This window comes from Chimaeribacter sp. YP20170169 (assembly GCF_056739715.1).
This window is the reverse complement of the sequence record NZ_CP176824.1, coordinates 3,798,861-3,824,732: the sequence shown is the minus strand read 5'-3', so window position 1 is coordinate 3,824,732 and position 25,872 is coordinate 3,798,861. Positions and strand designations below refer to the sequence as shown.

Sequence of the window (25,872 nt, the reverse complement as noted above, 5' to 3'; positions counted from 1 at the left end):
CATTTTAATGAGCCTGCCAGCCCAAAAGCAAACGTTTGCGAATGCAGTCGATAAATTCTTTCACGCCCAGACGTGCCGCGCCGTTACGCTTAACCTTGCCTTTAGTAAGGTTTTGGGTTTTTAATTCGGATCGCCCGCCCCGCACAAGGGATTGGCATAAAAATAACCAATTGATCTTTTATATATTTTTATATTTTTTGGGGTGTTTTTATGATTGAACTCGATAACTTCGGCACGCTGGTCGCCGCAACACTGGTGCTGCTGCTGGGGCGCAAGTGCGTCCAGCGCATTCCCCTATTTAATCGCTACACCATCCCGGAGCCAGTGGCCGGTGGCCTGCTGGTGGCGCTGGGCCTGCTGCTGGTGAAGCAACTTTCCGGCTGGGAGATCCGTTTTGATGACACCATGAAAGAGCCACTGATGCTGGCCTTCTTCGCCACCATCGGCCTGAATGCGGATATCGGCAGCCTGCGTCAGGGTGGCCGCTCGCTGGTCGCCTTCCTGTTTGTGGTGGTGGGGCTGCTGGTGCTGCAAAACGTAATCGGCCTTGGGCTGGCCAGCATGATGGGGCTGAACCCGCTGACTGGCCTGCTCTCCGGCTCCATTACCCTGTCAGGCGGCCACGGCACTGGCGCGGCGTGGGGCAAGATGTTCAGTGAGCACTATGGGTTTAGCAGCGCCACTGAGGTGGCGATGGCCTGCGCCACCTTTGGTTTAGTGTTGGGGGGCTTGGTCGGCGGGCCAGTGGCGCGCTATCTGGTCAGGCACTCAATGACTCCGGAGGGGCGCCCAGAAGATCTGGAAACGCCCAGCGCCTTCGAGAAACCGCTGACCGGCCGGCTGATTACGCCGCTGGTGCTGATTGAAACCATCGCCATGATCGCCATCTGCCTCTCGGCTGGCAGTTTTCTGTCTGGGAAACTGCATGGCACCGCCTTCGAGCTGCCGACCTTTGTCTGCGTGCTGTTTGTCGGCGTAGTGCTCAGCAATATCTTGTCCGCCTCGGGCCTCTACCGGGTCTTTGACCGCGCGGTGTCGGTCGTCGGCAACGTCAGTTTGTCACTGTTTTTGGCGATGGCCTTAATGGGGCTAAAACTCTGGGAGCTGTCAGCGCTGGCACTGCCGATGTTGGTGATCCTGGCGGCGCAGACGCTGGCGATGGCGCTATATGCGGTGTTTGTGACCTACCGGGTGATGGGGGCGAACTACGATGCGGCGGTACTGGCGGCGGGGCATTGCGGGTTTGGGCTGGGGGCGACCCCCACGGCCATCGCCAATATGCAGGCGATCACCGGGCGTTTCGGCCCCTCCCATCTCGCCTTCTTGATTGTGCCGATGGTTGGGGCGTTCTTTATGGATATCGTCAACGCGCTGGTGATTAAGCTGTTCCTGCTGCTTCCAGCGTTCGCCCTGTAGAAGGCGTGTCAGGCATTGGTGTAGCGGGTGCGCTCCGGCAGCCAGCGCTCAATCAGCGCCCGGGCATGTTCCGGGTAGCGCTGGTGGATATGGCGTGCCACCCGCTGCACTTCTGGAATCATCGCCTGATCGCGTAGCAGATCGGCAACGCGGAACTCGGCGCTGCCGGTCTGGCGGGTGCCGAGCAACTCGCCCGGCCCACGGATCTCCAGATCCTGCTGGGCAATCACAAAGCCGTCATTGCTGTCACGTAGTACCTGAAGCCGCCGCTGCGCCGTTTTGCTCAGCGGCGTTTTGTAGAGCAGCACGCAGTGGGAAGCCACTGCGCCACGCCCGACGCGGCCACGCAACTGGTGAAGCTGCGCCAGCCCCAGCCGCTCCGGGTTTTCAATGATCATCAGGCTGGCGTTCGGTACATCCACGCCAACTTCAATCACCGTGGTGGCCACCAGCAACTGGATCTCCCCCTGCTTGAATGACTGCATCACCGCCTGCTTCTCCTGCGGTTTCATGCGGCCATGCACCAGCCCGATGTTCAGGCCGGGCAGCGCCTCCTTCAGCCCCTGCCAGGTCGCTTCCGCCGCCTGTGCCTCGAGCATGTCGGACTCCTCAATCAGGGTGCAGACCCAATAGGCCTGCCGCCCCTCCTGCTCGCAGGCATTTTTTACCCGCTGAATGATCTCCTCACGGCGGCTATCGGGAATCGCGACGGTGGTCACCGGGGTACGGCCCGGCGGCAGCTCATCAATCACAGAGGTGTCGAGATCGGCGTAGGCGGTCATCGCCAGCGTGCGCGGAATGGGGGTGGCGGTCATGATTAACTGGTGTGCGTGATAGCCCTGCACCAGCCCCTTCTCCCACAGCGCCAGCCGCTGGTGGACGCCAAAACGGTGCTGCTCATCGATGATCACCAGCGCCAGTCCGTTGAACTGTACCTGCTCCTGGAAGATGGCGTGGGTGCCGACCACCATGGAGACCTGGCCGCTGGCAATCGCCTCCTGCTGCGCCTGACGCGCCTTGCCCTTCTGTTTGCCGGCCAGCCAACCAACCTGGATGCCAAGCGGTTCAAACCATTGGCGGAAGTTATTGGCATGCTGCTCCGCCAGCAGTTCGGTTGGTGCCATCAGCCCCACCTGCTTGCCTTGGGCGATCACTTGCAATGCCGCCAGCGCCGCCACCAGCGTCTTGCCGGAGCCAACGTCGCCCTGCACCAGCCGCATCATTGGGAAGCCTTTCGCCAGATCCTGCTCAATCTCAGCCACTACCCGACGCTGTGCGCCGGTTGGCTGGAAGGGCAGGGAGGCGAGGAAACGGCCGGTCAGTTCAGTGTCATGGGGAATCGGCAGCGCCTGATAACTCTGGGTGCCGGCGCGCACATCCAGCATACTGAGGTTATGCGCCAGCAACTCCTCCATGATTAAGCGACGCTGTGCCGGGTGGCGCCCCTTCTCCAGATCCTCCAGCCGCACATCCGGTGGTGGGCGGTGCAAGAGATGCAGCGCCTGTGGCAGCGAGATCATGCCGCGCCGCAACTCCTCCGGTAGCAGCTCCTCAATGGGCACGGTATCCAGCAAATCGAGTGCCTGATCGGTCAGCTTGCGCAGCGTGGCCTGTCGAACTCCCTCGGTCGCCGGATAGACCGGCGTCAGGGACTCTTCCACCACCACCTCGCTGTGGTCGCCCTGTAGGCGATACTCCGGGTGGATGATCTCCGCGCCATGATGCCCACGCTTAATCTCACCATAGGCGGTGACGCGGCGGCCGGTGGCCAGGCTGTTTTTCATCGCGGCATTGAAGTTGAAGAAGCGCAGGGTAAGGACGCCGGTGCCGTCGCTGATCTGGCAGGTCATCATGCGCCGGCGGCCAAAACTGACATCCGTGCGCAACACTTCACCCTCTACCGTGGCGAAGATGCCCGGCAGAAGGTCATTGATTGGATAGAGGTGGGTGCGGTCTTCATAACGCAGCGGCAATTGCAGCAGCAGATCCTGAATGGTCTCCAGACCAAGCTTTGCTAGCTTGCCCGCCTGGCTGGCCCCAACCCCGGACAGTGACGTTAACGGAATGGCATCCAGCAGGCGTCCTTTCATTTAGCGCTCCATGGCTTGCATGGCGGCCCACCAGGTAGGCTCCGCCACAATCTGGCCTTGATCATCAATATGCGGGCGCGGCAGCCCTTTGCGCTTCGCGACATTCGCCAGCACCGGGTAGCCGCCCTCAAACAGCAGCCGTTGCTGCTCCTCATCATCGAGCATACAGGCATCACGGTAGTACATGCCGGCGTTTTGCCGCTGGCGCTGGGCTTCATATAGGATCAGCGCCGAGGCGACCGAGACGTTCAACGACTGCACCATGCCAGCCATCGGGATAATGATGTCCTGATCGGCCAGCGCCAGCGCCTCAGCGGTGATGCCGGTTTTCTCCTGCCCGAGCAGGATGCAGGTGGGCCGGGTGTAGTCGATCTCGCGGAAATCTACCGCCTTGTCAGAGAGATGGGTGGCGAGCACCTGCATCCCCTGCTGTTTCATGGCGCTGACCGCGTCAACGATGGTCTTATGGGTTTTGACCTGCACCCAGCTGTTGCTACCGGCCGCGGAGGAGACCAGGGTGCGCATACGGTTGGTGGGCCACACCGCATGAATTTGGTGGACGCCAACCGCATCGGCCGTGCGGATCACGGCCGAGACATTGTGGGGCTTGTGCACCTGCTCCATACATACCGTGAGATCCGGTTGTCTGGCAGTCAGCATTTCGCGGATTCGCGCGTAACGTTGTGGAGTCATCAGCCTTAGTTTCTGTTTCGGTTCACTCTGATCACATCCGGCATAATACGAATCTTACGCATTACGTTCGCCAGATGAATACGATCGCGCACGGTCAGGCGGATAAAGGTACTGTAGACCCGGCCATCGCGCTCTTCGGTGCTCAGGCTCTGGATGTTGGACTCCGCCGCGTTAATCGCCGCGGTCAGGTTGGCCAGCGCCCCCTGATGGTTGAACATGTCCACCTTGATTTCGGTGATGAACTCCTGATCCAGCCCATGGTCATCCCACTCCACCGCCATGAACTTCTCAGGCTCTTTCTGGTAGCCGCGGATGTTGCGGCAGGACTCATGGTGGATCACCAGACCCTTGCCGGGGCTGACGTGCGCGATAATTGGGTCGCCAGGGATCGGGCGGCAGCACTTGGCGAACGTGATCAGCACGCCATCTGCGCCTTTGATGGGCAAGTTGCGCATCCCGGAGGAGCCGATGGTGGCGTGATCGCCGAGCAGGTTGGTCGCGACTACTACGCTCATGGCGTTGCCGAGACCAATCTCCGCCAGCAGGTCATCCACGCTCGCCAATCTCATCCGGTCCAGCTCGCGCTGGATGTTCTCTTGCGGAATGTCCGCCAGCTTGCGGCCATTGCCAAACGCATGGTTCAGCAAACGACGGCCCAGCGACACCGAGTCATCACGCTTCAGGTTTTTCAGCATCTGGCGAATCTTGGCGCGCGCTTTGGAACTCACGACAAAGTTCAGCCAGGCGGCGTTTGGCCGTGCGCCCGGTGCGGTGATGATCTCCACCGTCTGGCCGCTGGTCAGCGGCTGCGAGAGCGGATAGGGCTGGCGATCGACGCGCGCGCCGACGCAGGCGTGGCCAATGTCAGTGTGAACCGCATAGGCGAAGTCAACCGGCGTGGCACCGGCCGGCAGTTCCACGATGCGCCCTTCCGGCGTAAAGACATAGATCTCATCCGGGAAGAGATCGGATTTCACGCTCTCGATGAATTCAAATGAGCTGCCGGCGCTCTGTTGCAGCTCCAGCAGGCTCTGCATCCAGCGCTGCGCACGAACCTGCGCCGTGGTGGTGCCGGACTCGCCATGCTCTTTATAAGCCCAGTGGGCGGCCACCCCCATCTCTGCCATCTGGTCCATATCCTCGGTGCGGATCTGGATCTCCACCGGCACGCCGTGCGGGCCGATAAGGGAGGTGTGCAGGGATTGATAGCCGTTGGCCTTGGGAATGGCGATGTAATCTTTGACCCTGCCCGGACGCGGCTTGTACAGGCTGTGCGCCTGACCCAGTACGCGGTAGCAGGTATCGACCTCTTTCACGATGACGCGGAACGCGTAGATATCCATGATGGAGTGGAAGCGCTGCTCTTTCAGGTGCATCTTGCAGTAGATCGAGTAGAGGTGCTTCTCACGTCCGCTGACCCGGCACTCAATGCCTGCCTCAGTCAGCCGTCCCTCAATCTCCGAGAGGATTTTCTGGATCATCTCTTTACGGTTGCCGCGGGCAGCTTTCACTACCTCTTTAATCACGCGGTAACGGTTGGGATAGAGGGCCTCAAAACCCAGCTCTTCCAGCTCGGTTTTCAGGTGATGGATACCCAGGCGGTGCGCCAGCGGGCTGTAGATCTCGAGCGTCTCGCGTGCAATGCGGCGGCGCTTGTCCGGCCGCAGCGAGCCAAGGGTACGCATATTGTGCGTACGGTCGGCCAGCTTGATCAAGATGACGCGGATATCCTGCACCATCGCCATGATCATTTTGCGGAAGTTTTCCGCCTGCGCTTCTTTCTTGTCACGGAATTTCAGCTTATCCAGCTTGGAGACGCCCTCAACCAGCTCAGCGACGCTTTTGCCGAACAACTGCTCCATATCTTGATAGGTCGCAGGTGTATCTTCGATGACGTCATGCAGCAGGGCCGCCATCAGCGTTTCGTGGTCGAGGCGCATCTCCGCCAGAATGCAGGCGACCGCCACAGGGTGAGTGATATAGGGCTCACCGCTGGAGCGGGTCTGACCTTCATGCGCGTCGCGCGCAACGAGGTATGCCTGTTTGAGGCGCTTGATCTGCTCCTCAGGCAGGTATTTTTGAATCAGCAGATTCAGGCTTTCAAACAGGTACAAGGTCTTTTTAAACTCTAATTAACGGCGGCCTTCAGCAATGGCGGTCACAGCCTGGATCTCGGCGGCTTCCTGCTCTTGCTGTTCCTGACGATCGCGCACATCGAGGATCTGGTTGTTGATCAGACCTTCTTCGATTTCACGCAGAGCGATAACGGTGTACTTATCGTTCTCTTCCGGAACCAGAGGATCCTTGCCGCCAACTTGCATCTGGCGTGCGCGACGAGCAGCGACCAACACCAGGTCAAAACGGTTACCAATTTTCTCTACAGCGTCTTGAACAGTTACGCGTGCCATATAAGTGCTACTCCACAGGTGACGAAATGACTGGGCATGATACTGAAAGTGACTTCAGTCTGCCAATAATTTGGTGATTAAAGCGTCATACTTGAGCTTTTGGCGGCCCAGACGCAGACGTTCCGCGCGAATGATGGTTTTTAAATCCAGCAGCGCCAGATCAAAGTCATCATTCACGATCAGGTAGTCGTACTCGGCGTAGTGGTTCATCTCTGCCACGGCTTGCGCCATGCGCTTGGCGATGACCTCTTCGCTGTCCTGGTTGCGGCCACGCAGACGGCGGTCCAGCTCATCCTTCGACGGAGGCAGGATAAAGATGCTGCGCGAGGCGGGCATCTTTTCGCGGATCTGCTTGGCGCCCTGCCAGTCGATATCCAGGAACACATCGACACCGGTTTTCAGCACCTTCTCAATGGCGGCACGGGAGGTGCCATAGTAGTTGCCAAACACCTGCGCATGTTCAAGAAAGTCCTCTTTCTCAATCATGTCGCAGAACTCAGCCTCTGACACAAAGTAGTAGTGCTCACCATGATTCTCACCTGGGCGCTTGGCGCGCGTGGTGTGGGAGATGGAGACTTGCGTGTCATAGAGCGGTTGCGTTTTCAGCAAAGCCTGAATCAGGCTGGATTTCCCTGCGCCGCTCGGTGCAGAGACAATGTATAACGTGCCTTGAGCCATAGATGATGTTTCAGCTGTAACGGTTGATATGTCGATGCGGAAGAGAACTTCTCCGCACAGTATACACGGCTACCCGCCTGGATGCAGCGTTCGCGTTTATTTCACCTGAAATTCAGCGCCTAAGCCATCTATTTCACCGATTGTTCGCGGAAGATTCCAAAGAAAATCTTTGCGTTGCAACCCCGCGTTTTTCCTTTCGATCCCGCTTCCAGAATCACGTTTTGCCCCTCGAATTTCCTCTTCTGGCGCGCTTAACTGCCGCCCAAAAAAGGAGGAGTTATGCGTGCACTCATTATCGTGGTGGGGCTGCTTCTATCAGGTTGCTCCCCAGCCTTGGCCTCAACCTCATGCCCAGACTGGGGCGCGTTGCGCCTGAAGCAGGAGATCGCGGCGCTGGCGCAGCGGCTGGAGGCGTGCGACCGGGCCTACTACCAACAGGGCGTCAGCCTGATGGAGGACGCACTCTACGACCAGCTACGCGCCACCCTCGGCCAGTGGCAGATGTGCGCGGGTGCGATAGCCGAGGAGCCGCTCCTGCCCGCCGGCAAGGTGGCCCACCCCGTTGCCCAGACTGGCCTGAAAAAGCTGGGCGATGAACGTGCGCTCGCTACCTGGATGGCGGGCAAAGGGCCGCTCTGGATCCAACCCAAGGTGGATGGCGTCGCGGTGACCCTGACCTACCGGACTGGGCGGCTCGCTTCAGCAATTAGCCGCGGCAATGGCCGGGTCGGGGAGGAGTGGACTGACGCGGTGCGGCAGATAACGTCGCTGCCAACGGTGCTGCCGAAGGAGAGCCGCTGGCAGGATGTGACCCTACAGGGGGAGTTGTTCCTGAAGATGAACGGTCATCAACAGAAACAGCAGGGCGGGCTGAATGCCCGCAACCGGGCCGCTGGCCTGTTGATGCGTCGTCAGCCCTCACCGGCATTGGATCAGCTTGGGCTGTTTGTCTGGGAGTGGCCGGACGGCCCCTCAGGGATGGCGGAGCGCCTTCAGGCCCTGACCATGCTCGGTTTCCCGCTGACAGCGCGCTACACCCTGCCGGTGACCACGCTGGCAGAGGTCGCTGCCCAGCGTGAGCGCTGGTTCAATGCGCCACTGCCGTTTGTCACGGATGGCGTAGTGGTGCGTGAAGAACAGAGTCCGGCAGGCAAGTTCTGGCGCAATACCCCGGCAAGCTGGGCGGTGGCTTGGAAATATGCCCCGGCGCAGCGGGTGGCGGAGGTAGAGAGCATCACTTTCACCGTTGGCCGCACCGGTAAAATTGCTCCGGTGCTGAACCTGCGTCCGATGAAACTGGATGATAAATGGGTGCGGCGCGTCAATGTCGGATCTGTGGAGCGGTTGAGGGCATGGGAGATTGCCGAGGGCGACCGCGTGGTGATCTCGCTGGCCGGTCAGGGCATTCCAAGGCTGGAGGAGGTGGCCTGGCGGGTGAAAGAGCGCAAGCCCATCGACTACCCTGACGCCAGCCAGTTTGATACGTTCAGTTGCCTGACCCTTACCCCAACCTGCCATTCACAGTTTTTGGCACGGCTGGTCTGGCTGGGTGGGCCGCAGGGCGTGCAGGTCAGCGGCATCGGGCCACAAGGCTGGCGTACATTAATCACGCAGGGCGGGCTGGACACCCTGACCGGCTGGCTCGCCTTCTCCTTGCCCCAGTTACAGGAGAAAATGGGCATTAGCCTGAAACAGGCGGAGAAGCTCTACGCCAGCCTGCAACTGGCGCGGCAGAAGGGCTTGAAACCGTGGCTAAGCGGGCTGGGCGTTCCGCCTTACGCCCTTGCAACGCTGAAAGATGAGCCGTGGCCGGTTATCCAGCAGCGCAGTGAGCAGCAGTGGAGCCAGTATGCTGGCATTGGTGCCAAGCGCGCGGCGCAACTGTGGGCGCTACTGCACCACCCAGCCATGCAGCGCATCGTTGACGACCTGCAACGCGGGCAGGTGCCTGCCTTTATGCCTGCGCACTCCAACAGTGGCGCGTAGCCGACCCCTGTAGAAAACCATCGGGCTGCTATGCTTTTCCCATTCATGGAGATAAGAGGCAGAACAGATGGTTGATCAAACACGTGTTGTTGTAGTGACGGGCGGAACGGCCGGCGTGGGTCGTGCCACTGCACGCCATTTTGCACAGAAGGGGTATCAAGTGGCGGTGCTTGCCCGCAGCGAGGAGGGGCTACAGGAGACCGTGACTGAATTGGAGGCTTTTGGCCACAAGGCGCTGGGGTTGCCAGTAGATGTCGCGGACGCCGAGCAGGTGGAGCAGGCCGCCGAGCTGATTGAGCAGACGCTGGGGCCGATTGAGGTCTGGGTGAACGTGGCGATGAACACCGTAGTGGCGCCCGTGGTGGAGACCACGGCGGAGGAGTACAAACGTGTCACCGAGGTGACCTATCTGGGGGCGGTGAACGGCACGCTGGCCGCGCTGAAACGGATGCGCGCCCGCAACCGTGGCACCATTGTGCAGACTGGCTCGGCGCTGGCCTACCGCTCCATCCCGCTGCAATCTGCCTATTGCGCGGCGAAGGCTGCCATTCGCGGCTTCACCGACTCACTGCGTAGCGAGCTGATCCATGACAAGAGCCGCATCCGCCTGAGCATGGTGCAACTGCCCGGCATCAACACCCCGCAGTTTGAGTGGTCGCGCAACAAATTGGATCACCGGGTGCAGCCAGTACCGCCCATCTACCAGCCCGAGGTGGCCGCCAGGGCAATCTTTGACGCCGCCCAGCGCGCGCCGCGCGAAATCTGGCTGGGCAAGGCGACGCTGCAATCCATCGTCGGCAATATGTTCTTCCCCGGCCTGTTGGATAAATTGCTAGCGAAACAGGCTTACAGCGGCCAAATGACCGAGGAGCCGGAAGATCAGGCTCGCCCGGACTACCTCTATGAGCCGGTGGACAATTTGCACCGCACCCACGGCCGCTTTAATGAAAATGCCAAACAGCGCGCCATTTCCGTCGACTCCAATCTGTTTGGCGTCGCCGCCGTCACTTTGCTCGGTGTCGGCATCGCCGCCCTGACCTGTGGCCGCAAACGCCGCCGCTGAGGCAATAAAAAAGCCCGCCTAAGGCGGGCTTCTTATTCACTGCGTCTTTCTTGGGGATCACTCAATATTCTGGATCTGCTCACGCATCTGCTCGATCAGCACCTTCAGCTCGATGGCGGAGGTGGTGACGTCGGCATTGATCGATTTTGATGCCAGGGTGTTCGACTCGCGGTTGAACTCCTGCATCATGAAGTCGAGGCGGCGGCCTACCGCTTCCTCTTTCTTCAGGATTTTGTGTGTCTCTTTCACGTGCGCTTCCAAGCGGTCCAGCTCTTCCGCCACGTCCACACGCTGTGCCATCAGCACCAGCTCCTGCTCCAGGCGGTTGTTTTCCAGTTGGACTTCCGCCTCTTCCAGTTTGCTGACCAGACGCTCGCGCTGCCATTGCAGGATGTTGGGCATCTGGGCGCGCACTTTGGTCACTTCGGCACTGACGCCGTTCAGGCGCTGCTCAATCAGGGCCTTCAGGGCGGCACCTTCGCTCTCGCGGGCGGCGATGAAATCATCCAGCGCGCCGTCCAGTGCTTTCAGCAGTTCAGCGCTGATGGCATCGAGATCCTGCTCCTCAGCGGACATCACGCCCGGCCAGCGCAGGATATCCATCGGGTTGATCTCGCCCTCGTCACTCTGCATCTTGACCCAATTGGCGGCTTCCACCAGCTGTTTGGCCAGCTTCTCGTTCAGCACCATGCTGCTCTGGGCGCTGGGGTCCAGCTCAAAGCGCAGGTTGCATTCGATTTTGCCGCGGGTCAGGCGTGCGCGGATACGTTCTCGAATGACAGGCTCCAGCCCGCGGAACTGCTCCGGCAGGCGGATGTAGGTCTCCAGATAGCGCTGGTTCACGGAACGAAGTTCCCAGGCGGCGCTGCCCCAGTTACCCTTGGTCTCACGCCGGGCGTAGGCGGTCATGCTGCGGATCATATGTGCGTTCCCATAAATGTAAAGATGGGGGGATTATAGCCGTGGCCCATCGCTCATGATAGGCATTACCTCGCGAAGCCCGTATAATGCGCAGCCAACTAAGATTTGCTAGCCGGAGATCAATCCATGCGTCCAGCAGGCCGTAATGCACAACAGGTGCGCCCCGTCATCCTTACCCGCCACTACACAAAACATGCCGAAGGTTCGGTACTGGTGGAGTTTGGTGAGACCAAAGTGCTGTGCACTGCCACTGTCGAAGAGGGCGTGCCACGCTTCCTGAAGGGTCAGGGCCAGGGTTGGATCACCGCCGAATATGGCATGTTGCCGCGCTCTACCCATACCCGTAACCCGCGTGAAGCGGCCAAGGGCAAGCAGGGCGGCCGTACGCTGGAGATCCAGCGCCTGATCGCCCGCTCCCTGCGCGCGGCGGTCGATTTGAAAAAACTGGGTGAGTTCACCATCACCCTGGACTGCGACGTGTTGCAGGCCGATGGCGGCACCCGTACCGCGTCCATTACCGGTGCCTGCGTGGCGCTGGCCGACGCGCTGAATGCGCTGGTGGCCGCTGGCAAGCTGAAAGCCAACCCGATGAAGGGCATGGTTGCCGCGGTGTCTGTGGGTATCGTGAAGGGTGAGGCGCTCTGCGATCTGGAATATGTGGAAGACTCCGCCGCAGAAACCGACATGAACGTCGTGATGACGGAAGATGGCCGCATGATCGAGGTGCAGGGCACCGCCGAGGGCGAGCCATTCAGCCATGAGGAGCTGCTCTCCCTGCTGGCGCTGGCGCGCGGAGGGATCGAAACCATTTTCGAGGCGCAGAAAGCGGCGCTGGGACAATAAATTTTTTAAGGCGACGATAAGTCGCCTTTTTTATGGGCCAATGGCCGGTACATGTGATCAGGAATTAACGAGGAGAGATCGATGAAAGCCTACCAGCGCAAGTTTATTGAGTTCGCGCTTAACAAGCAGGTATTGAAGTTCGGCGAATTTACCCTGAAATCGGGCCGCACCAGCCCCTACTTCTTTAACGCCGGCCTGTTCAATACCGGGCGCGATTTGGCGCTGTTGGGGCGTTTCTACGCGGAGGCGCTGGTGGACTCCGGCATCGAGTTCGATCTGCTGTTCGGCCCAGCCTATAAAGGCATCCCGATTGCCACCACCACGGCGATCGCGCTGTCAGAGCACCATGAGCGCGACGTGCCTTACTGCTTCAACCGCAAAGAGGCCAAGGATCATGGCGAGGGTGGTTCGCTGGTGGGCAGCCCGTTGCAGGGCCGGGTGATGCTGGTGGACGATGTGATCACCGCTGGCACTGCTATCCGTGAGTCGATGGAGATCATCGGCGCCCAGGGTGCCTCACTGGCAGGTGTGCTCATCTCCCTCGACCGTCAGGAGCGTGGCCGCGCCGAACTCTCCGCCATTCAGGAAGTGGAGCGCGACTACCAGTGCCACGTCATCTCCATCATTACCCTGCAAGATCTGGTCACCTATCTGGAAGAGAAGCCTGAAATGGCTGACCACCTGGCAGCGGTGCGTGCCTATCGCCAACAGTATGGCGTATAACGGCGGCAAATAAAAAAGGGCCATCAGGCCCTTTTTTATTGCAGTTGGCTGGCAATCAGCGGCCAACGGGTCTCGAAATCCTGCGTCGGACGGTAACGGAACTCCGAACGGACATAGCGGGAGAGCATCCCCTCGCAAAGCGCCAGAATCTGGCTCACCAACAGCGCCTCATCACTGCTGAAGGCCGTGCCCTCGCGCAATTTGCGCTCGCGCAGCACCTGACGCAGCTGGGTCTCAATGCGCTCAAACAGCTGGTTGATACGTCCCTGCAACCGATCCTGCTCAAACATCAGCGCGTGGCCAGTCATGATGCGGGTCAATCCTGGGTTACGTTCAGCAAAACCCAAAATTAAGAGCAAAATCAGACGAAGCCGATTAAATGTCTCTTTCTCATCCTGCAAAATGAGGTTGATGCGGCTCATCAGGGTATCTTCGATGAACTCGATCAGGCTATCGAACATTTTGGTTTTGCTGGGAAAGTGCCGGTAAAGCGCGGCTTCTGACACGCCGACAGTCGCGGCCAGCTTGGCGGTGGTGATGCGCTGGCTGCCATCGCTCGACTCCAGCATGTGGGCCAGTGCCTGCAATATCTCTTCGCGCCGGTTCCTTTTACTCTCTCTTGCTGCCATATCCTGATAGACCCTTGCTAACAACGGCGTAATAAACGAAAACCCACACCCGCGCCGGCTGGTGGGAAAAACCAGCGGCTTCGTAAAAACGACGAGTGCGAGTGGAGAAGTGTTTAGGTAAGGATCTGTGCAATATCGCGGTCGCCCGCGATGTTGAACAGGTTCTTATTGGCGTCCTGAATGTCCGAAACCGCCTTCGCCCCGCACACTGCTGTCAAACGACTCAACCAGATTGAACTCCGCCTGAACCACCGGCACAAACACCATCTGCGCCACGCGCTCGCCTGGCTCAATGGTGAAGGCGGTCTGGCTGCGGTTCCATACCGATACCATCAGCTGGCCCTGATAGTCAGAATCAATCAGGCCCACCAGATTGCCCAGCACCACGCCATGCTTATGGCCGAGGCCGGAGCGCGGCAGGATAACCGCCGCCAGCGAGGCATCAGCGATATGGATCGCCAGCCCGGTCGGCAACAGGGTGGTCTGGCCCGGTGCCAGCTCAATCGGGGCGTCCAGGCAGGCGCGCAGATCCAGGCCGGCAGAGCCGGAGGTCGCGTAGGCGGGCAGGGGGAACACGTCGCCAATGCGCGGATCAAGAATCTTTACGTCGATTTTTTTCATCATAACGGCTGACAATCTCGTCTAGTAAACGTTGGCCAAGGAGTGCCTTGTCGCTGTGCGGAAGACGCGTCTCCCCGTGCGGCCAGAAGAGGTGCAAGGCATTGGTATCGCTGTTGAAACCATGCCCGGCAAGTGAAACATCATTAGCGCAAATGAGGTCGAGATTTTTGCGGATCAATTTTTGCCGCGCGTATTCTTCCACATTCTGGGTTTCGGCGGCAAATCCGACGACAAAGGGCCGCTGCTCCGCCATCGCGGCCACGCCAGCCACGATATCCGGGTTCTTCACCATCTTGAGGGTCAGTTCGTCGCCAGACTGTTTCTTGATCTTCTCCGGCTCAATGTGCGCGGCCCGGTAATCTGCGACGGCGGCGCAGCCAATGAAAATCTGCTGTGTGGCGGCGCGCGCCATCACGGCCTGCTCCATCTCCAGCGCGCTGGTGACATCAATACGTGTCACACCGGCGGGTGTCGGCAGCGTGACCGGGCCAGAGACCAGTGTCACCTGTGCGCCGCGCGCCGCCGCCGCTGCCGCAATGGCGAAGCCCATTTTGCCTGAGCTGTGGTTGGTGATGAAACGGACGGGATCCAGCGCCTCGTGGGTCGGCCCGGCGGTGATCATTACCTTCAGGTGTTGCAGATCCTTGACAGCACTGAAGTGCTGTACGGCGCGCTCGACGATCTCCAGCGGATCCAGCATCCGGCCCGGCCCCACGTCGCCGCACGCCTGACTGCCGCTGTCTGGCCCCCACAGCATCACGCCGCGTCCGGCCAGCGTTGCCAGGTTAGCCTGCGTGGCTGCGGCACGGTACATCTGCTGGTTCATCGCGGGCGCGGCGGCCAGCGGGGCTGGCGTCGCCAGACAGACGGTGGTCAGCAGGTCATTGGCCATGCCGGCGGCCACGCGGGCCAGCAAATCGGCTGTGGCTGGTGCCATGATCACCAAATCGGCCCACTTGCCCAGCTCAATATGCCCCATCGCCGCCTCGGCAGCGGGATCAAGTAGATTGTCAGAGACCGGGTAGCCTGAGACTGCCTGCAGGCTCAGCGGGGTGATGAACGCCTTAGCCCCCTCGGTCAGCACCACCCGCACCTCTGCCCCACGGTCACGCAAGCGGCGCACCAGTTCAGGGGATTTATAGGCCGCGATGCCGCCGCTGACGCCAAGCACAATATGTTTACCGGAGAGTCCAGCCATCATGATTGTCCGATTTCTAACCATTCGAGCGCGCATTTTAGCATAACCGCCGCGCAGAACCGCTATGCCAGCGATGCCGCTGGCGGCAAAGTAAAAGTCTGGGAAGCCCTTCCCAAAACCGGCGCGATGCCGTCGCTTTTCCTCGCGCCATCGCTATGATGGCCGCCGGAGCACGCCAGAGGGAGAGGGCAATGGTATGGGGCGAGGGGCTGCGGCCGCGGGAGAAGCTGCTGAAATATGGCGCCGAGGTGCTGACAGACAACGAGTTGTTGATGATTTTTCTGCGGACGGGTTACCGTGGGGTGCCTGTCGCGGCGCTGGCGCAGCGGTTGCTGGATGAGTTTGGCTCACTGGCGGCACTGCTGGGGGCAGATTACCGTTCGCTGGCTGCCTGTGCGGGCATTGGCGAGGCCAAGTATGCCCAGCTCAGCGCCATTTTAGAACTGGCGCGCCGTGGTTCCATTCACCATCTGATGCGAGAGGACGCGCTGCAATCGCCCAAGGTGGTCAGGGAGTACCTGCAAAATTTGCTGAATGGCCGCGAACGGGAAATTTTTCTTGTTCTGTTTCTCGACAATCAACACCGGCTGATTCGCCATGAGGAGATGTTTGCTGGTACTATTGACAATGTCGAAGTCCATCCACGGGAAATTGTGCGCGAGGCGATAAAGGCGAATGCAGCCGCATTAATCCTTGCTCATAATCATCCGTCGGGTAAGGCTGAACCCAGCCAGGCCGACAGAATAATAACCGAACAGGTGATAAAAGCCTGCCAATTGCTGGAAATCCGCGTGCTGGACCATCTGGTAATCGGCAACGGCGAATCGGTCTCTTTTGCCGAGCGCGGGTGGATTTGAGGGCATTTTTTCGCGATCCTTCGGGATCTTTAGCTGTTCGGGACTTGAGCACATACGCTTCAGAGCGTATACTACGCCACCTTTGAGAATCTTGGGTTTGGCGTTAAGAGCCTATCTCAGCAGGTTTCGAACCTGATGAGGGTTTTTACACCTGATGATGACGAGTCTTCCCGGTGAAATTTGCTGAGATGGGCTCTAAAGCCTGACGAGGCGGCCAAATCCTATACGAAGCTCGAGCTGATTTGATTTTTGGAGAATAGACATGTCCCGAGTCTGCCAAGTTACTGGCAAGCGCCCGGTGAGCGGTAACAACCGTTCCCACGCAATGAACGCGACCAAACGCCGTTTTCTGCCGAACCTGCACTCTCACCGTTTTTGGGTTGAGGGCGAGAAGCGCTTTGTAACTCTGCGTGTATCTGCTAAAGGTATGCGTGTAATTGATAAGAAGGGTATCGAAGCGGTCCTGGCCGATCTGCGTGCCCGCGGTGAGAAGTATTAAGGAACTGAATCATGGCTAAAGGTGTTCGCGAGAAGATCAAGCTGGTTTCTTCTGCTGGTACTGGTCACTTCTATACCACCACGAAGAACAAGCGTACTAAGCCGGAAAAACTGGAACTGAAGAAATTCGATCCAGTTGTCCGTCAACACGTGATCTACAAAGAAGCTAAAATTAAATAATTTTAGTGGATTAATGAAAAACCCGGCTTTGGCCGGGTTTTTTGTTTTTATGAGGCCGCCACGGGCAGCGCCTGTGAGGGCGGCGCTTATCAGTTCAGTAAAAAGGGAGAGTCCATGCCTGAATTACCTGAAGTTGAAACCAGCCGCCGTGGTATTGAACCCTACCTGGCCGGCCACACCATTCTCCATGCCGTGGTACGCAACGGCCGCCTGCGCTGGCCGGTCTCCGACGAGATCCAAGCCCTCAGTGACCAACCGGTGCTCAGCGTGCAGCGCCGCGCCAAATACCTGCTGATTGAGCTGACGCGCGGTTGGATTATCGTCCACCTCGGCATGTCTGGCAGCCTGCGCGTTTTGCCGGAAGAGAGCGAGCCGGGCAAGCATGACCATGTCGATCTGGTGATGGACAGCGGCCACGTGCTGCGTTACACCGACCCACGCCGTTTTGGCGCCTGGCTATGGTGTGAAGATCTGGCGACCAGCAATGTGCTTGCCCACCTCGGGCCGGAGCCGCTGGATGATGCCTTCTCTACCGATTACCTGTTTGAAAAATCACGCAATAAGCGCACGTTGGTCAAACCCTGGTTGATGGACAATAAACTGGTGGTGGGCGTGGGGAATATCTATGCCAGCGAGTCGCTGTTTATGGCAGGTATTGCGCCAGACCGCGCGGCAGGTTCCCTGACGCAGGGCGAAGCGGCGTTGCTGGTAACCACCATTAAGGCAGTGTTGCAGCGATCGATTGAGCAGGGCGGCACCACGCTGCGTGACTTCCTGCAAAGCGACGGCAAGCCGGGCTATTTTGCCCAGGAGTTGCAGGTCTATGGCCGCGCCGGGGAGCCGTGCCGGGTGTGCGGCGGGCTGATTGAGTCTGCCCGCCACGGCCAGCGCAGCACCTTCTTCTGCCCGCGCTGCCAGCGTTAGTCAGGCGAGCTTCTGCGCCAGGGCATTGGCGATCGGCGCGGTCACGAATGGCGTAATGTCGCCGCCGTGGCGCGCCACCTCTTTGACCAGCGAGGAAGAGAGGAATGACCACTGCTCGGAGGGCATCAGGAAAACGCTCTCCAGCGTCGGCATCAAATGGCGGTTCATGGCCGCCAGCTGCTTCTCATACTCGAAATCGGTTACCGCCCGCAGGCCCCGGATCAGGATGGTGGCCTGCTGCTCATTGGCGAAGTGCGCCATTAAATTACTGAAACCGATCACCTCAACCTTTGGCAGGTGGGCCGTGGCCTGCTTCGCCAGTGCCACGCGCTCCTCCAGTGAGAAGAGCGGCTTTTTGCTGGGGTTGGCGGCAATCGCCAGCACCACCTGATCAAACATCAACGACGCACGGGCCAGCAGATCGAGGTGGCCGTTGGTCAGCGGATCAAAAGTACCGGGATAAATCGCTTTGGTGCTCATGGTCACTCGCCTGTTGGTTGGGTGTGGTGCAGCGCCCAGAGGGTCGCATACTTATTGAAGGTGTATTGTGCGTTGACCACCGCCAGTAGGAAACCCTGTTTCCCATCCAAAAAGCCGGCGCGCAGCAGCCAGGTCTTGCAGAAGGCGCCGGCCGTATGGCTCAGGATGGAGAAGAAACCGCAGCGCTTCCCTTGGCTGTAACGCTGTTGCGCCCAGTCGCGGGCGTAGCCGAGCTGCTTCTGCTGGAAGGTGTAGAGGTCACGGCAGGTCAGGTGCAACAGGTCGCCCGGCAGCGCCACGATGCGTGCGCCCTGCGTCTCCAGCGACTCATGCACCAGATGATCGTTGTACTGGTAGCGGCGCGCCTCGTAGAGGCGGTTGACGCGATCGGGATACCAGCCGCTGTGGCGCATAAAGCGGCCGAGGAACAGGTTACGGCGGCCAAGGCTGTAGACCGTGTTCTCCTGCGGCGCGTGCAGCACCTGCTCAATGGCCTGCCGCAATGGCGCACTGACGCGCTCATCCGCATCGATCATCAGGATGTAATCGCCGGTAGCGTAGGATTGCGCGCGTTGGCGTTGCTTGCCGAAGCCTTCCCACGTCTCGTGCTGGTAGACTTTGGCCCCCGCCTGCCGCGCGATGTCAGCGGTGGCATCGTGGCTGCCGGCGTCAAGCAGGACAATCTCATCGGCCCAGGCCACGGAGCGCAAGCACTCCGGCAGCAGTTCGGCCTCATTTTTGGCAATCAACACGACGGAGAGGCGTTTTCTGGCGCTCATCAATGGCTCCGTGGCGGCAGGTAAGGCTCAAGCAGTTGCAGCACTCGGTGCAGCGCGCCTTGGTTCTGGTGCAGCACTTCCACCGCATGGCGGCCGTAGTAGAGGCGGTAATCCTCATCGGTCAGCAGCGTAGTGATCTCTTTGACCAGTGAGTTGGCATCGGACACGGTAATCAGGCCATCGGCCGAACTCAGCTTGTTGCAGATGTCTGTGAAGTTGAAGGTGTGCGGCCCCATCAACACCGGAATGGCGTGCGCCGCTGCTTCCAGTGGGTTATGGCCACCGCGCTCCACCAGACTGCCGCCCACGAACGCCAGATCGGCAATGCCGTAGAGCAGCATCAGCTCGCCCATGGTGTCGCCGATGACCACTTGGGTATCGACGTTCGGGATGGCGCCGCTGCTACGCGAGGTAAAGGGCATACCGGCTTTCTGGGTCAGCTCTTTCGCGGTGTCAAAACGCTCCGGGTGGCGCGGCACCAGAATCAGCAACAGGTTAGGGAACTGGGTGAGCAGCTGGCGGTGAGCCTGCAACAGCACGCTCTCCTCGCCCTCATGGGTGCTGGTGGCGATCCACACCGGACGGTGCGGCGCCCACTGGCGGCGCAGGGAGACGGCGCGTGCGGCCAGCTCCGGCGTCACGGAGATATCAAACTTTAAACTGCCGGTAACGGCCAGTTGGGAGCGTTTCAGCCCAAGTTCGATAAAGCGCTCGCCATCCTCTTGGTTCTGCGCGGCAATCAGGGTGATGCGGCGCAGCAGCGTCTTCATAAAGCCGCCAATCTTCTGGTAGCCGGCGGCCGAACGCGCGGAGAGGCGGGCATTGGCGATCACCAGTGGGATCTCGCGCTGATGCAGGGCATTAATCAGGTTGGGCCACAACTCAGTCTCCATCACAATCACCAGCTTGGGGCTGACACTGTTCAGGAAGCGGTTGACCGCGCCGGGCAGATCGTAGGGCAGGTAGACGTGGTGCACATCCTTACCAAAAGCAGATTGCACTCGTTCTGAACCTGTCGGGGTCATGGTGGTCACAGTTATCGGCAGCGAGGGATAACGATGGCGCAGGGCGCGTACCAGCGGGATGGCCGCCAGTGTCTCACCGACTGAGACGGAGTGCAGCATGATGCCGCCGGGTGCGACTTTCCCCTCGCAGAAGCCATAGCGTTCTGCCCAGCGTTTACGGTAGGCCGGCGCTTTGCGGCTGCGCAACAGCAGGCGGATCCAGATGAGCGGTTGGATGAGGTAGAGTAATACCTGATATAAACGCAGCAACATTCTTTCAAATTCATTTATATGGGGTAGCGCGAATAGTATCATACCTGCCGACGAAAGGCGCTATCTCGCGCGAAGCGGCACTGTTCTGGGGCAGGCGAAAACTTTTCGCCCACGGGGTTACAATGAAAAATATATTGATTATCAGGCGTGATAATATCGGCGACCTGGTGTGCACCACACCATTAATTGAGGGAGTGAAAACCACCTATCCCCATGCCAATACCTATTTGCTGATCAATTCTGTCAGCAAGGATGTGGTAAAAAATAATCCTCATGTCGATCATCTTTTTATCTATAAAAAGGCCAAACACCGCGATAAAAACCAGACGGCGCTGGGCGTATATCTCGAGCGCTTTGCGATTATCATGAAATTGCGCCGGGTTAAGTTCGATGCGGTGATCCTGGCTAACCCCACCCCCTGTAAATATAGTCTGCAACTGGCACGGATGGTCGGCGCGAAAAATATCATCGGTGCGGATTTGGGGCGCAAGGAAATACGCCGTCCGTTCCGCAAAACGGATTTCAGCGGCAAACATCAGGTTGAGCATACGTTCAGCTACCTGAAAGCGCTCAGTGACACGCCGCCGCCGATTCCGGCGGTCAAGGTCTACCCAACCGCCGAGGAGCGCAGCCTGGCGGCGCAGCGCAAAACGGCCCTGTTGCCCGCAGCTGAAACGATTTATGGCGTGCATATCAGTAGCCGCAGCCCAAAACGGCGCTGGCCGGTGGAGCACTATGCGGAGATCATTAACCGCCTGCTGCAACAGCCCAATGCTGGTGTCCTGATATTCTGGTCACCGCAGGGCACCCTGTCGCCTGATGATATTGGCGATCAATCGCGAGCCGATCAGCTCATTCAGCGCTGTGACTCTGACCGCGTAGCGCTCTACCCTACGGCGTCAGTACGGGAATTAATTGGCGGTTTTGAGCTGTGTGATTTAATTCTCTGTAGCGATGGTGGACAAATGCACCTGGCCTCCGCGCTGGGGAAAAAAACCGTGGTCTTCTTCGGCGATACCAATAAAGAGCGCTGGCACCCTTGGTCTGGGGAATACCATATTCTTCAGGGGGAGTCAGGGGAGTGCAAGGATATTGGCGTGGAAGAGGTCTGGCAGGCGATTAAATCGGTTAAAGGTTGAAAGCAGGGCGGGGAAACCCGCCCTCTCTATTTACTCATTGACCAGTGATAAATAGCGCTGGCAGATGGCGCGGATGCCATATTTTTGCAGCGCCTCCTCGCGGATAGGGAGCGGCTGTAAAAAGCCCTCGCGCATCTTCTCCGCCAGTGAATGCTCATTCAACTCTGCCAGCCCGCGCGCCATGCCGGTGCTCTCTAAAATCTCATGCGGGCCGCCTGGGCAGTCGGTGCTGACCACGGGTGTGCCGCAGATCAGCGACTCCACCAACACGTTGCCGAAGCCCTCATTGTCAGAACTGAGCACCAGCAAAGCGGCATGCTTAATCAACGGGAAAGGGTTGGCCTGAAAGCCCATAAACACCACGCGATCGGCGATGCCAAGGGAGTCGGCCAGCGTTTTGAGTGCTGCCGTGCGCGTCTCGCTGCCGGTGCCTACCAGCATCAGCGGAGCCTGAAGGCCCGAGAGGGCATACGCCTTCAGCAGCCGATCATGGCGCTTCTGCTCGTGGAAGCGCCCGACGTGCACCAGATAGGGCTTGCCCGCCCACTCGCACGGCGCAGCGGCCAGCTGGCGGATGGCGTTGATATCAAACGGGTTATTGATCACCTTGCTCGCTTTGAGCTTCATCCCCATCTGTGTGATCAAATCATCAGCCACCGCCTGTGAGACAGAGACAACATTTTGATTACGATAGATACGCACCATCTTCCGTTGCTTTAGCCAGCGATCCAGACCGGTACGGCTGCCCAGATAGGTGTTGGAGAGCACGCCGTGGACGCAGAACCAGAGGCGATCGGGGCGCAACTCCCGGCTGCGGCGTGCGATGCGGTCGGTTTTATGCAGGTTGGAGATGGCGAGGTCGAAGCGGCCACGCTGCTTCTCCGCCGCCCGGATGGCGCGATCAAGCATCGCGGCGCGGCGTGACAGCTCGGTCAGCTTGCGCCACGGTGCACGGCTGTGGTCAGCCAGCACCTGATAGTGGACATTCGCTGGCAGGGCATAGTCACAGACATCGCGCAGGGAGAAGACCGTCACGTCGTGGCCCATCTGCTGCATCCCTTCGGCCAGCGTCAGTACCACCTTTTCAGCCCCGCCGCCGGCGAGGCCATCAATCATCATCAGTACGCGCATCTCAGTCCAGGAGCCTCGTGTAGAGTGAAATCAGTTGGGATGACAGGGCGGCCGGGGTGGCGGGCAGTATCTGTTGCCGTGCCGCCGCGCCCATCTCAGACCCCAGCGCGCTGGCGGGCAGGGCGCGGATCGCCGTGCGCAGTGCTGGCACATCCAGCGCGTCGCAGACAAAGCCATTCTCCCCCTGGCGGATAAACTCCGCGCCGCCGCAGGTGGTGCTGGTGATCACCGGCAGGCCGCAGGCCATCGCCTCAAGAATGACGTTCGGGAAGGGATCGTAGAGCGTTGGCAGTAGCAACGCATCCGCTGCCTGATAGAAGGGCAACGTCTGCTGCTGCACGCCAAGGAAGCGCAGGCGATGCAGGCAGCCAAGGGATTGCGCCAGCGCTTGATAGCGTTTCTCATCCTTATCCTTGCCGACCACCAGCAGGTAGCTGTCAGTGCCAGCCAGCGCCTCAATGGCAGCCGCCAGCCCTTTGCGCTCAAAGCCAGAGCCGACGAAGATCAAGCAGTGCGCGGTTGCCGGGATCGCGAGTTTCTGCCGCAACGCCAGCCGGGCCGCCTCTTCTGCCGGTACGAACCGCTGGCTGTCGATGGCGTTGTAGATCACGGTAATTTTCTCCGGCGGCACGCCAAAGTCCGCCACGATCTCTTGCTTAATCATCTCGGCGTTGCAGATCACCGCCTTCAGCTCTGGCGCGGCGTACATGGCGCGCTCTGCCGCCATCACGTAACGGTGGTAGCGATCCGCGAGCAGCAGCTTGCCACGCCAGGCGGGCAGCAGGCGGGCGCGTTGCTGCAACCAACGGTGGTGCACGCCGTCACCGGCGCGGTAGATGTCACAGCCAGCAATGCGCTCATGGCTCTGCACCAGATCAAACTTTTCCCGTTGCCACAGGGCGCGGGCGGCCTCGGCAAAGCCACGCTCGCGGCTGATGCGCCCCCACTTGTGCGGGTTACAGAGGTGAATATGCCACTCCGGGCGCGTCTCACCCTGCCACTCGCGGGTGATCACGTTCAAATCGAGGTTCTGGTTCTCCAGCGCCTCCAGGGCGCGGGCGACAAAACGTTCTGCACCGCCATCCGGGCGGTATTTTTGGCGTACGATCGCCAAACGAAAAGAGGTCATAGCAGTTCCCGCGCGGTGTGGATCACCACGTCTGTCGGAATAAGGTTCAGGTAGCGCTCATCGGTACGGGTATCGATCGCGTCCGGGTCGGGCAGCGTACCGTAATCGCCGGCCCAGATCACCTTGCCCTTGGCCTGCCATGGCCGCCAGAAGGTCAGTTTGGAGGGGCCGAACAGGGCGATGCAGGGGGTGCCAAGCGCCGCGGCCATATGCATCGGCACCGAGTCGACGCCAATAAACAGCATTGCCCGGTCAATCAGCGCCGCCAGCTGCGGCAGTGTCAGGCGGCCGGAGAGCGAGACAATGCCGGCCGCCGGGCAGAGCGCCAGGATCTGCGCCACCATCTTCTGCTCTTTGGCATCTGGCCCCGAGGTGAGCACGATGCGGTGGCCATCGGCCTGAAGCGCGTGCAGCGTCTCGGCCATCTTCTCTTCACTCCAGCACTTGAAGAACCAGCGTGAGGTAGGCTGCACCACAATGTACCGCTCTCCCACCTGCTGCTCCGCCAGCAAGCGGCCCACTGTCGCCGCATCCTCCGGCGTGTAGCCCATCGTCACCTGCGTGTTGAGCGGTGCGATGCCCAGCGGCGCGAGGATGGAGAGATTCTGCTCCACCGTGTGCATCGTCCGGTGGCCCTCAGTGGACGCCAGCACATTGTGGCAAGCGCGCCAGAGGGGATGGCGGCGCTTCGGGAAGTCGAAGCCCACTCGCAACGGTGCCCCGCTCAGGCGGGTGATCACCGCGCTGCGCCACTGATCCGCCAGGTTGATCACCAGATCATAGCGCCGCGCGCGGATCTGGCGGATCAGGCCGGCCTCTTTCAGCATGTGTCGGCGCGCGCCCAGCTTTTTCCACTGCCGGTCAATGCTCACTATCGCGTGGATGAACGGGTGCGCGGCCAGCATGTCGCGCGTCTCCTGATAGAGCAGGACATCAATCTCCGCCTGCGGGTAGTGGTCATGCAGGGTATTGATGACCGGGGTGGTCAGCAACATATCACCGTGGTGACGGAGCTTAATGATCAGGATGCGCCTGACCGGGGTCTGGGAGAGGAGAAGTGCCGCGTTGTTCATCTTGCGTCGCTAGTGAGGAAGCCAGTGGGTGATTCTAAATCAGCCCCCGCCATGTGGCTACACTTCAAGGTGTTAGCCCAGCTGTCAGCCGGATTTTCATTGCCATTTGCTCTAGATTGCTGGCCTGCGTAACATGGATACATCTGTATTCACCTAGCTGATTAATTATGACCAAACCTGCATTTCTCATCACCATCGACACCGAAGGCGACAACCTGTGGCAGAACCATGATCGGATTACCACGGAGAACACCCACTACCTTCCCCGTTTTCAGGCGCTGTGTGAGAAGTACGGCTTCAAGCCGGTGTACCTGACCAACTATGAGATGGCGATGGATGCAGGGTACGTTGAGTTTGCCCGTGATGTGATTGCGCGTGGTCAGGGCGAGGTGGGGATGCACCTGCACGCCTGGAACAACCCGCCCATCGTGGCACTGACCGAGGATGACTGGCGGCACAAGCCCTACCTGATTGAGTACCCGGCTGACCAGATCCGCGCCAAGGTCGATCATATGACCAAATTGCTCGAGGATAGTTTCCAGACCAAGATGCGCAGCCACCGCGCTGGCCGCTGGGCATTCAATGAGTTCTATGCCTCGCTGCTGCTGGAGTATGGCTATCAGGTGGACTGCTCGGTCACGCCGCGCGTCAACTGGCGCTTCTCCCCCGGCGACCCGGCTGGGCAGGGTGGCAGCGACTATCGCCACTTCCCGACCTCAGCCTATTTTATTGATCCGCAGGATATCTCCCGCCCCGGCCGCTCCACGCTGCTCGAGGTGCCGATGAGCATCCAGTACAAGCACTCCGGGGTGATGAATCGCCTTAAGCAGGGGTATGACGCCCTGCGCGGCAAGCAGCGTTCGCCGTCAGTGCACTGGCTGCGTCCCTCTGGCGGCAATTTAGCCACGATGAAAGCCGTAGCGGAACGGACGCTGGCTGAAGGGAGTGATTACGTGGAGTTTATGCTGCACTCCTCTGAATTCATGCCGGGCGGCAGCCCGACCTTCAAAAACGACGAAGAGATTGAGGGGCTGTATCGCGATCTGGAGGCGTTGTTTAGCTGGCTGAGCGAACGTACCCAGGGCATGACGCTGGCGGAGTATTACGACGCCACCTTGGGTAAGGTGCGGAACTGA

26 protein-coding genes are annotated in these 25,872 nt (G+C 59.7%); 11 read left to right on the top strand and 15 right to left on the bottom strand.

The window, feature by feature from the left end; genetic code table 11:
- Positions 1-210: 210 nt before the first annotated feature.
- Positions 211-1,416 (top strand): sodium/glutamate symporter, encoded by a 1,206-nt coding sequence (gltS, locus tag ACK3SD_RS17440; protein WP_481126311.1) that lies wholly within the window; start codon positions 211-213, stop codon positions 1,414-1,416.
- Positions 1,417-1,424: 8 nt separating this feature from the next.
- Here the strand turns inward: gltS and recG are convergent, their stop codons facing one another.
- The 5 genes from recG to gmk are packed head-to-tail and all read right to left on the bottom strand — an operon-like array spanning position 1,425 to position 7,285.
- Positions 1,425-3,506: an ATP-dependent DNA helicase RecG gene (gene recG / locus ACK3SD_RS17435; protein ID WP_481126310.1), complete on the bottom strand. Its 2,082-nt coding sequence runs from the start codon at positions 3,504-3,506 to the stop codon at positions 1,425-1,427.
- Complete coding sequence (trmH, locus tag ACK3SD_RS17430; protein WP_481126309.1) at positions 3,507-4,199, bottom strand: tRNA (guanosine(18)-2'-O)-methyltransferase TrmH; 693 nt, start codon at positions 4,197-4,199, stop codon at positions 3,507-3,509.
- A 5-nt stretch (positions 4,200-4,204) separates the two neighbouring features.
- Complete coding sequence (gene spoT / locus ACK3SD_RS17425) at positions 4,205-6,313, bottom strand: bifunctional GTP diphosphokinase/guanosine-3',5'-bis pyrophosphate 3'-pyrophosphohydrolase (RefSeq protein ID WP_137764784.1); 2,109 nt, start codon at positions 6,311-6,313, stop codon at positions 4,205-4,207.
- Between the two features lie 18 nt (positions 6,314-6,331).
- Positions 6,332-6,607: a DNA-directed RNA polymerase subunit omega gene (gene rpoZ / locus ACK3SD_RS17420; RefSeq protein ID WP_137764783.1), complete on the bottom strand. Its 276-nt coding sequence runs from the start codon at positions 6,605-6,607 to the stop codon at positions 6,332-6,334.
- Positions 6,608-6,661: 54 nt separating this feature from the next.
- Complete coding sequence (gene gmk / locus ACK3SD_RS17415; protein ID WP_137764782.1) at positions 6,662-7,285, bottom strand: guanylate kinase; 624 nt, start codon at positions 7,283-7,285, stop codon at positions 6,662-6,664.
- A 279-nt stretch (positions 7,286-7,564) separates the two neighbouring features.
- Between gmk and ligB the strand changes: the two genes are divergently transcribed.
- Both ligB and ACK3SD_RS17405 read left to right on the top strand, forming a co-directional pair.
- The gene (gene ligB / locus ACK3SD_RS17410; RefSeq protein WP_481126308.1) at positions 7,565-9,271 is read left to right on the top strand and encodes an NAD-dependent DNA ligase LigB; all 1,707 of its coding nucleotides are present in this window, start codon (positions 7,565-7,567) and stop codon (positions 9,269-9,271) included.
- Between the two features lie 67 nt (positions 9,272-9,338).
- Positions 9,339-10,334 (top strand): SDR family oxidoreductase, encoded by a 996-nt coding sequence (locus ACK3SD_RS17405; RefSeq protein ID WP_481126307.1) that lies wholly within the window; start codon positions 9,339-9,341, stop codon positions 10,332-10,334.
- A gap of 57 nt (positions 10,335-10,391) precedes the next feature.
- On the opposite strand, the gene ACK3SD_RS17400 is transcribed toward ACK3SD_RS17405, so the two are convergent.
- A complete protein-coding gene (locus ACK3SD_RS17400; protein WP_481126306.1) occupies positions 10,392-11,255 on the bottom strand; it encodes a YicC/YloC family endoribonuclease in 864 nt (287 codons plus the stop codon).
- A gap of 126 nt (positions 11,256-11,381) precedes the next feature.
- Between ACK3SD_RS17400 and rph the strand changes: the two genes are divergently transcribed.
- Both rph and pyrE read left to right on the top strand, forming a co-directional pair.
- Complete coding sequence (gene rph, locus ACK3SD_RS17395; protein WP_481126305.1) at positions 11,382-12,098, top strand: ribonuclease PH; 717 nt, start codon at positions 11,382-11,384, stop codon at positions 12,096-12,098.
- Between the two features lie 81 nt (positions 12,099-12,179).
- Entirely contained in the window at positions 12,180-12,821 is a 642-nt protein-coding gene (pyrE, locus tag ACK3SD_RS17390) for an orotate phosphoribosyltransferase (protein WP_481126304.1), read from the top strand.
- A 35-nt stretch (positions 12,822-12,856) separates the two neighbouring features.
- On the opposite strand, the gene slmA is transcribed toward pyrE, so the two are convergent.
- The 3 genes from slmA to coaBC all read right to left on the bottom strand — a co-directional run bounded on the left by slmA (position 12,857) and on the right by coaBC (position 15,272).
- Positions 12,857-13,450 (bottom strand): nucleoid occlusion factor SlmA, encoded by a 594-nt coding sequence (slmA, locus tag ACK3SD_RS17385; RefSeq protein WP_137764767.1) that lies wholly within the window; start codon positions 13,448-13,450, stop codon positions 12,857-12,859.
- Positions 13,451-13,615: 165 nt separating this feature from the next.
- Positions 13,616-14,074, bottom strand: a complete 459-nt coding sequence (gene dut, locus ACK3SD_RS17380) for a dUTP diphosphatase (RefSeq protein WP_168195876.1) — start codon at positions 14,072-14,074, stop codon at positions 13,616-13,618.
- Entirely contained in the window at positions 14,043-15,272 is a 1,230-nt protein-coding gene (gene coaBC, locus ACK3SD_RS17375) for a bifunctional phosphopantothenoylcysteine decarboxylase/phosphopantothenate--cysteine ligase CoaBC (protein WP_481126303.1), read from the bottom strand. Before coaBC ends, dut begins: the two co-directional genes overlap by 32 nt.
- Before the next feature lie 188 nt (positions 15,273-15,460).
- Here coaBC and radC point away from each other — a divergent pair, with 188 nt between their 5' ends.
- From radC to mutM, 4 genes are all read left to right on the top strand, one after another.
- Complete coding sequence (radC, locus tag ACK3SD_RS17370; protein WP_481126302.1) at positions 15,461-16,126, top strand: RadC family protein; 666 nt, start codon at positions 15,461-15,463, stop codon at positions 16,124-16,126.
- A gap of 262 nt (positions 16,127-16,388) precedes the next feature.
- Positions 16,389-16,625 carry a 50S ribosomal protein L28 gene (gene rpmB, locus ACK3SD_RS17365; protein ID WP_137764765.1) on the top strand — a complete coding sequence of 79 codons (237 nt, stop codon included), beginning with the start codon at positions 16,389-16,391 and terminating at the stop codon, positions 16,623-16,625.
- An 11-nt stretch (positions 16,626-16,636) separates the two neighbouring features.
- A complete protein-coding gene (rpmG, locus tag ACK3SD_RS17360; RefSeq protein ID WP_004392084.1) occupies positions 16,637-16,804 on the top strand; it encodes a 50S ribosomal protein L33 in 168 nt (55 codons plus the stop codon).
- Positions 16,805-16,918: 114 nt separating this feature from the next.
- On the top strand, positions 16,919-17,728 hold the full coding sequence (gene mutM, locus ACK3SD_RS17355) for a bifunctional DNA-formamidopyrimidine glycosylase/DNA-(apurinic or apyrimidinic site) lyase (protein ID WP_481126301.1): 810 nt from the start codon (positions 16,919-16,921) through the stop codon (positions 17,726-17,728).
- Here the strand turns inward: mutM and coaD are convergent, their stop codons facing one another.
- The 3 genes from coaD to waaA are packed head-to-tail and all read right to left on the bottom strand — an operon-like array spanning position 17,729 to position 20,264.
- A complete protein-coding gene (gene coaD, locus ACK3SD_RS17350) occupies positions 17,729-18,208 on the bottom strand; it encodes a pantetheine-phosphate adenylyltransferase (protein WP_481126300.1) in 480 nt (159 codons plus the stop codon).
- 2 nt (positions 18,209-18,210) lie between these two features.
- Complete coding sequence (locus ACK3SD_RS17345) at positions 18,211-18,987, bottom strand: glycosyltransferase family 2 protein (RefSeq protein ID WP_137764762.1); 777 nt, start codon at positions 18,985-18,987, stop codon at positions 18,211-18,213.
- Positions 18,987-20,264 carry a lipid IV(A) 3-deoxy-D-manno-octulosonic acid transferase gene (gene waaA / locus ACK3SD_RS17340; RefSeq protein WP_481126299.1) on the bottom strand — a complete coding sequence of 426 codons (1,278 nt, stop codon included), beginning with the start codon at positions 20,262-20,264 and terminating at the stop codon, positions 18,987-18,989. The genes ACK3SD_RS17345 and waaA overlap by 1 nt, the downstream gene beginning before the upstream one ends.
- Positions 20,265-20,386: 122 nt before the next feature.
- On the opposite strand from waaA, the gene ACK3SD_RS17335 reads away from it, so the two are divergent.
- Positions 20,387-21,403: a glycosyltransferase family 9 protein gene (locus tag ACK3SD_RS17335; RefSeq protein WP_481126298.1), complete on the top strand. Its 1,017-nt coding sequence runs from the start codon at positions 20,387-20,389 to the stop codon at positions 21,401-21,403.
- Positions 21,404-21,433: 30 nt separating this feature from the next.
- Here the strand turns inward: ACK3SD_RS17335 and ACK3SD_RS17330 are convergent, their stop codons facing one another.
- The 3 genes from ACK3SD_RS17330 to rfaQ are packed head-to-tail and all read right to left on the bottom strand — an operon-like array spanning position 21,434 to position 24,736.
- Positions 21,434-22,534, bottom strand: a complete 1,101-nt coding sequence (locus ACK3SD_RS17330) for a glycosyltransferase (RefSeq protein ID WP_481126297.1) — start codon at positions 22,532-22,534, stop codon at positions 21,434-21,436.
- 1 nt (position 22,535) lies between these two features.
- Positions 22,536-23,663, bottom strand: coding sequence for a glycosyltransferase family 4 protein (locus ACK3SD_RS17325; protein ID WP_481126296.1), 1,128 nt, complete (start codon positions 23,661-23,663; stop codon positions 22,536-22,538).
- The gene (gene rfaQ, locus ACK3SD_RS17320; protein ID WP_481126295.1) at positions 23,660-24,736 is read right to left on the bottom strand and encodes a putative lipopolysaccharide heptosyltransferase III; all 1,077 of its coding nucleotides are present in this window, start codon (positions 24,734-24,736) and stop codon (positions 23,660-23,662) included. The genes ACK3SD_RS17325 and rfaQ overlap by 4 nt, the downstream gene beginning before the upstream one ends.
- 167 nt (positions 24,737-24,903) lie before the next feature.
- On the opposite strand from rfaQ, the gene ACK3SD_RS17315 reads away from it, so the two are divergent.
- Positions 24,904-25,872, top strand: coding sequence for a polysaccharide deacetylase family protein (locus tag ACK3SD_RS17315; RefSeq protein ID WP_481126294.1), 969 nt, complete (start codon positions 24,904-24,906; stop codon positions 25,870-25,872).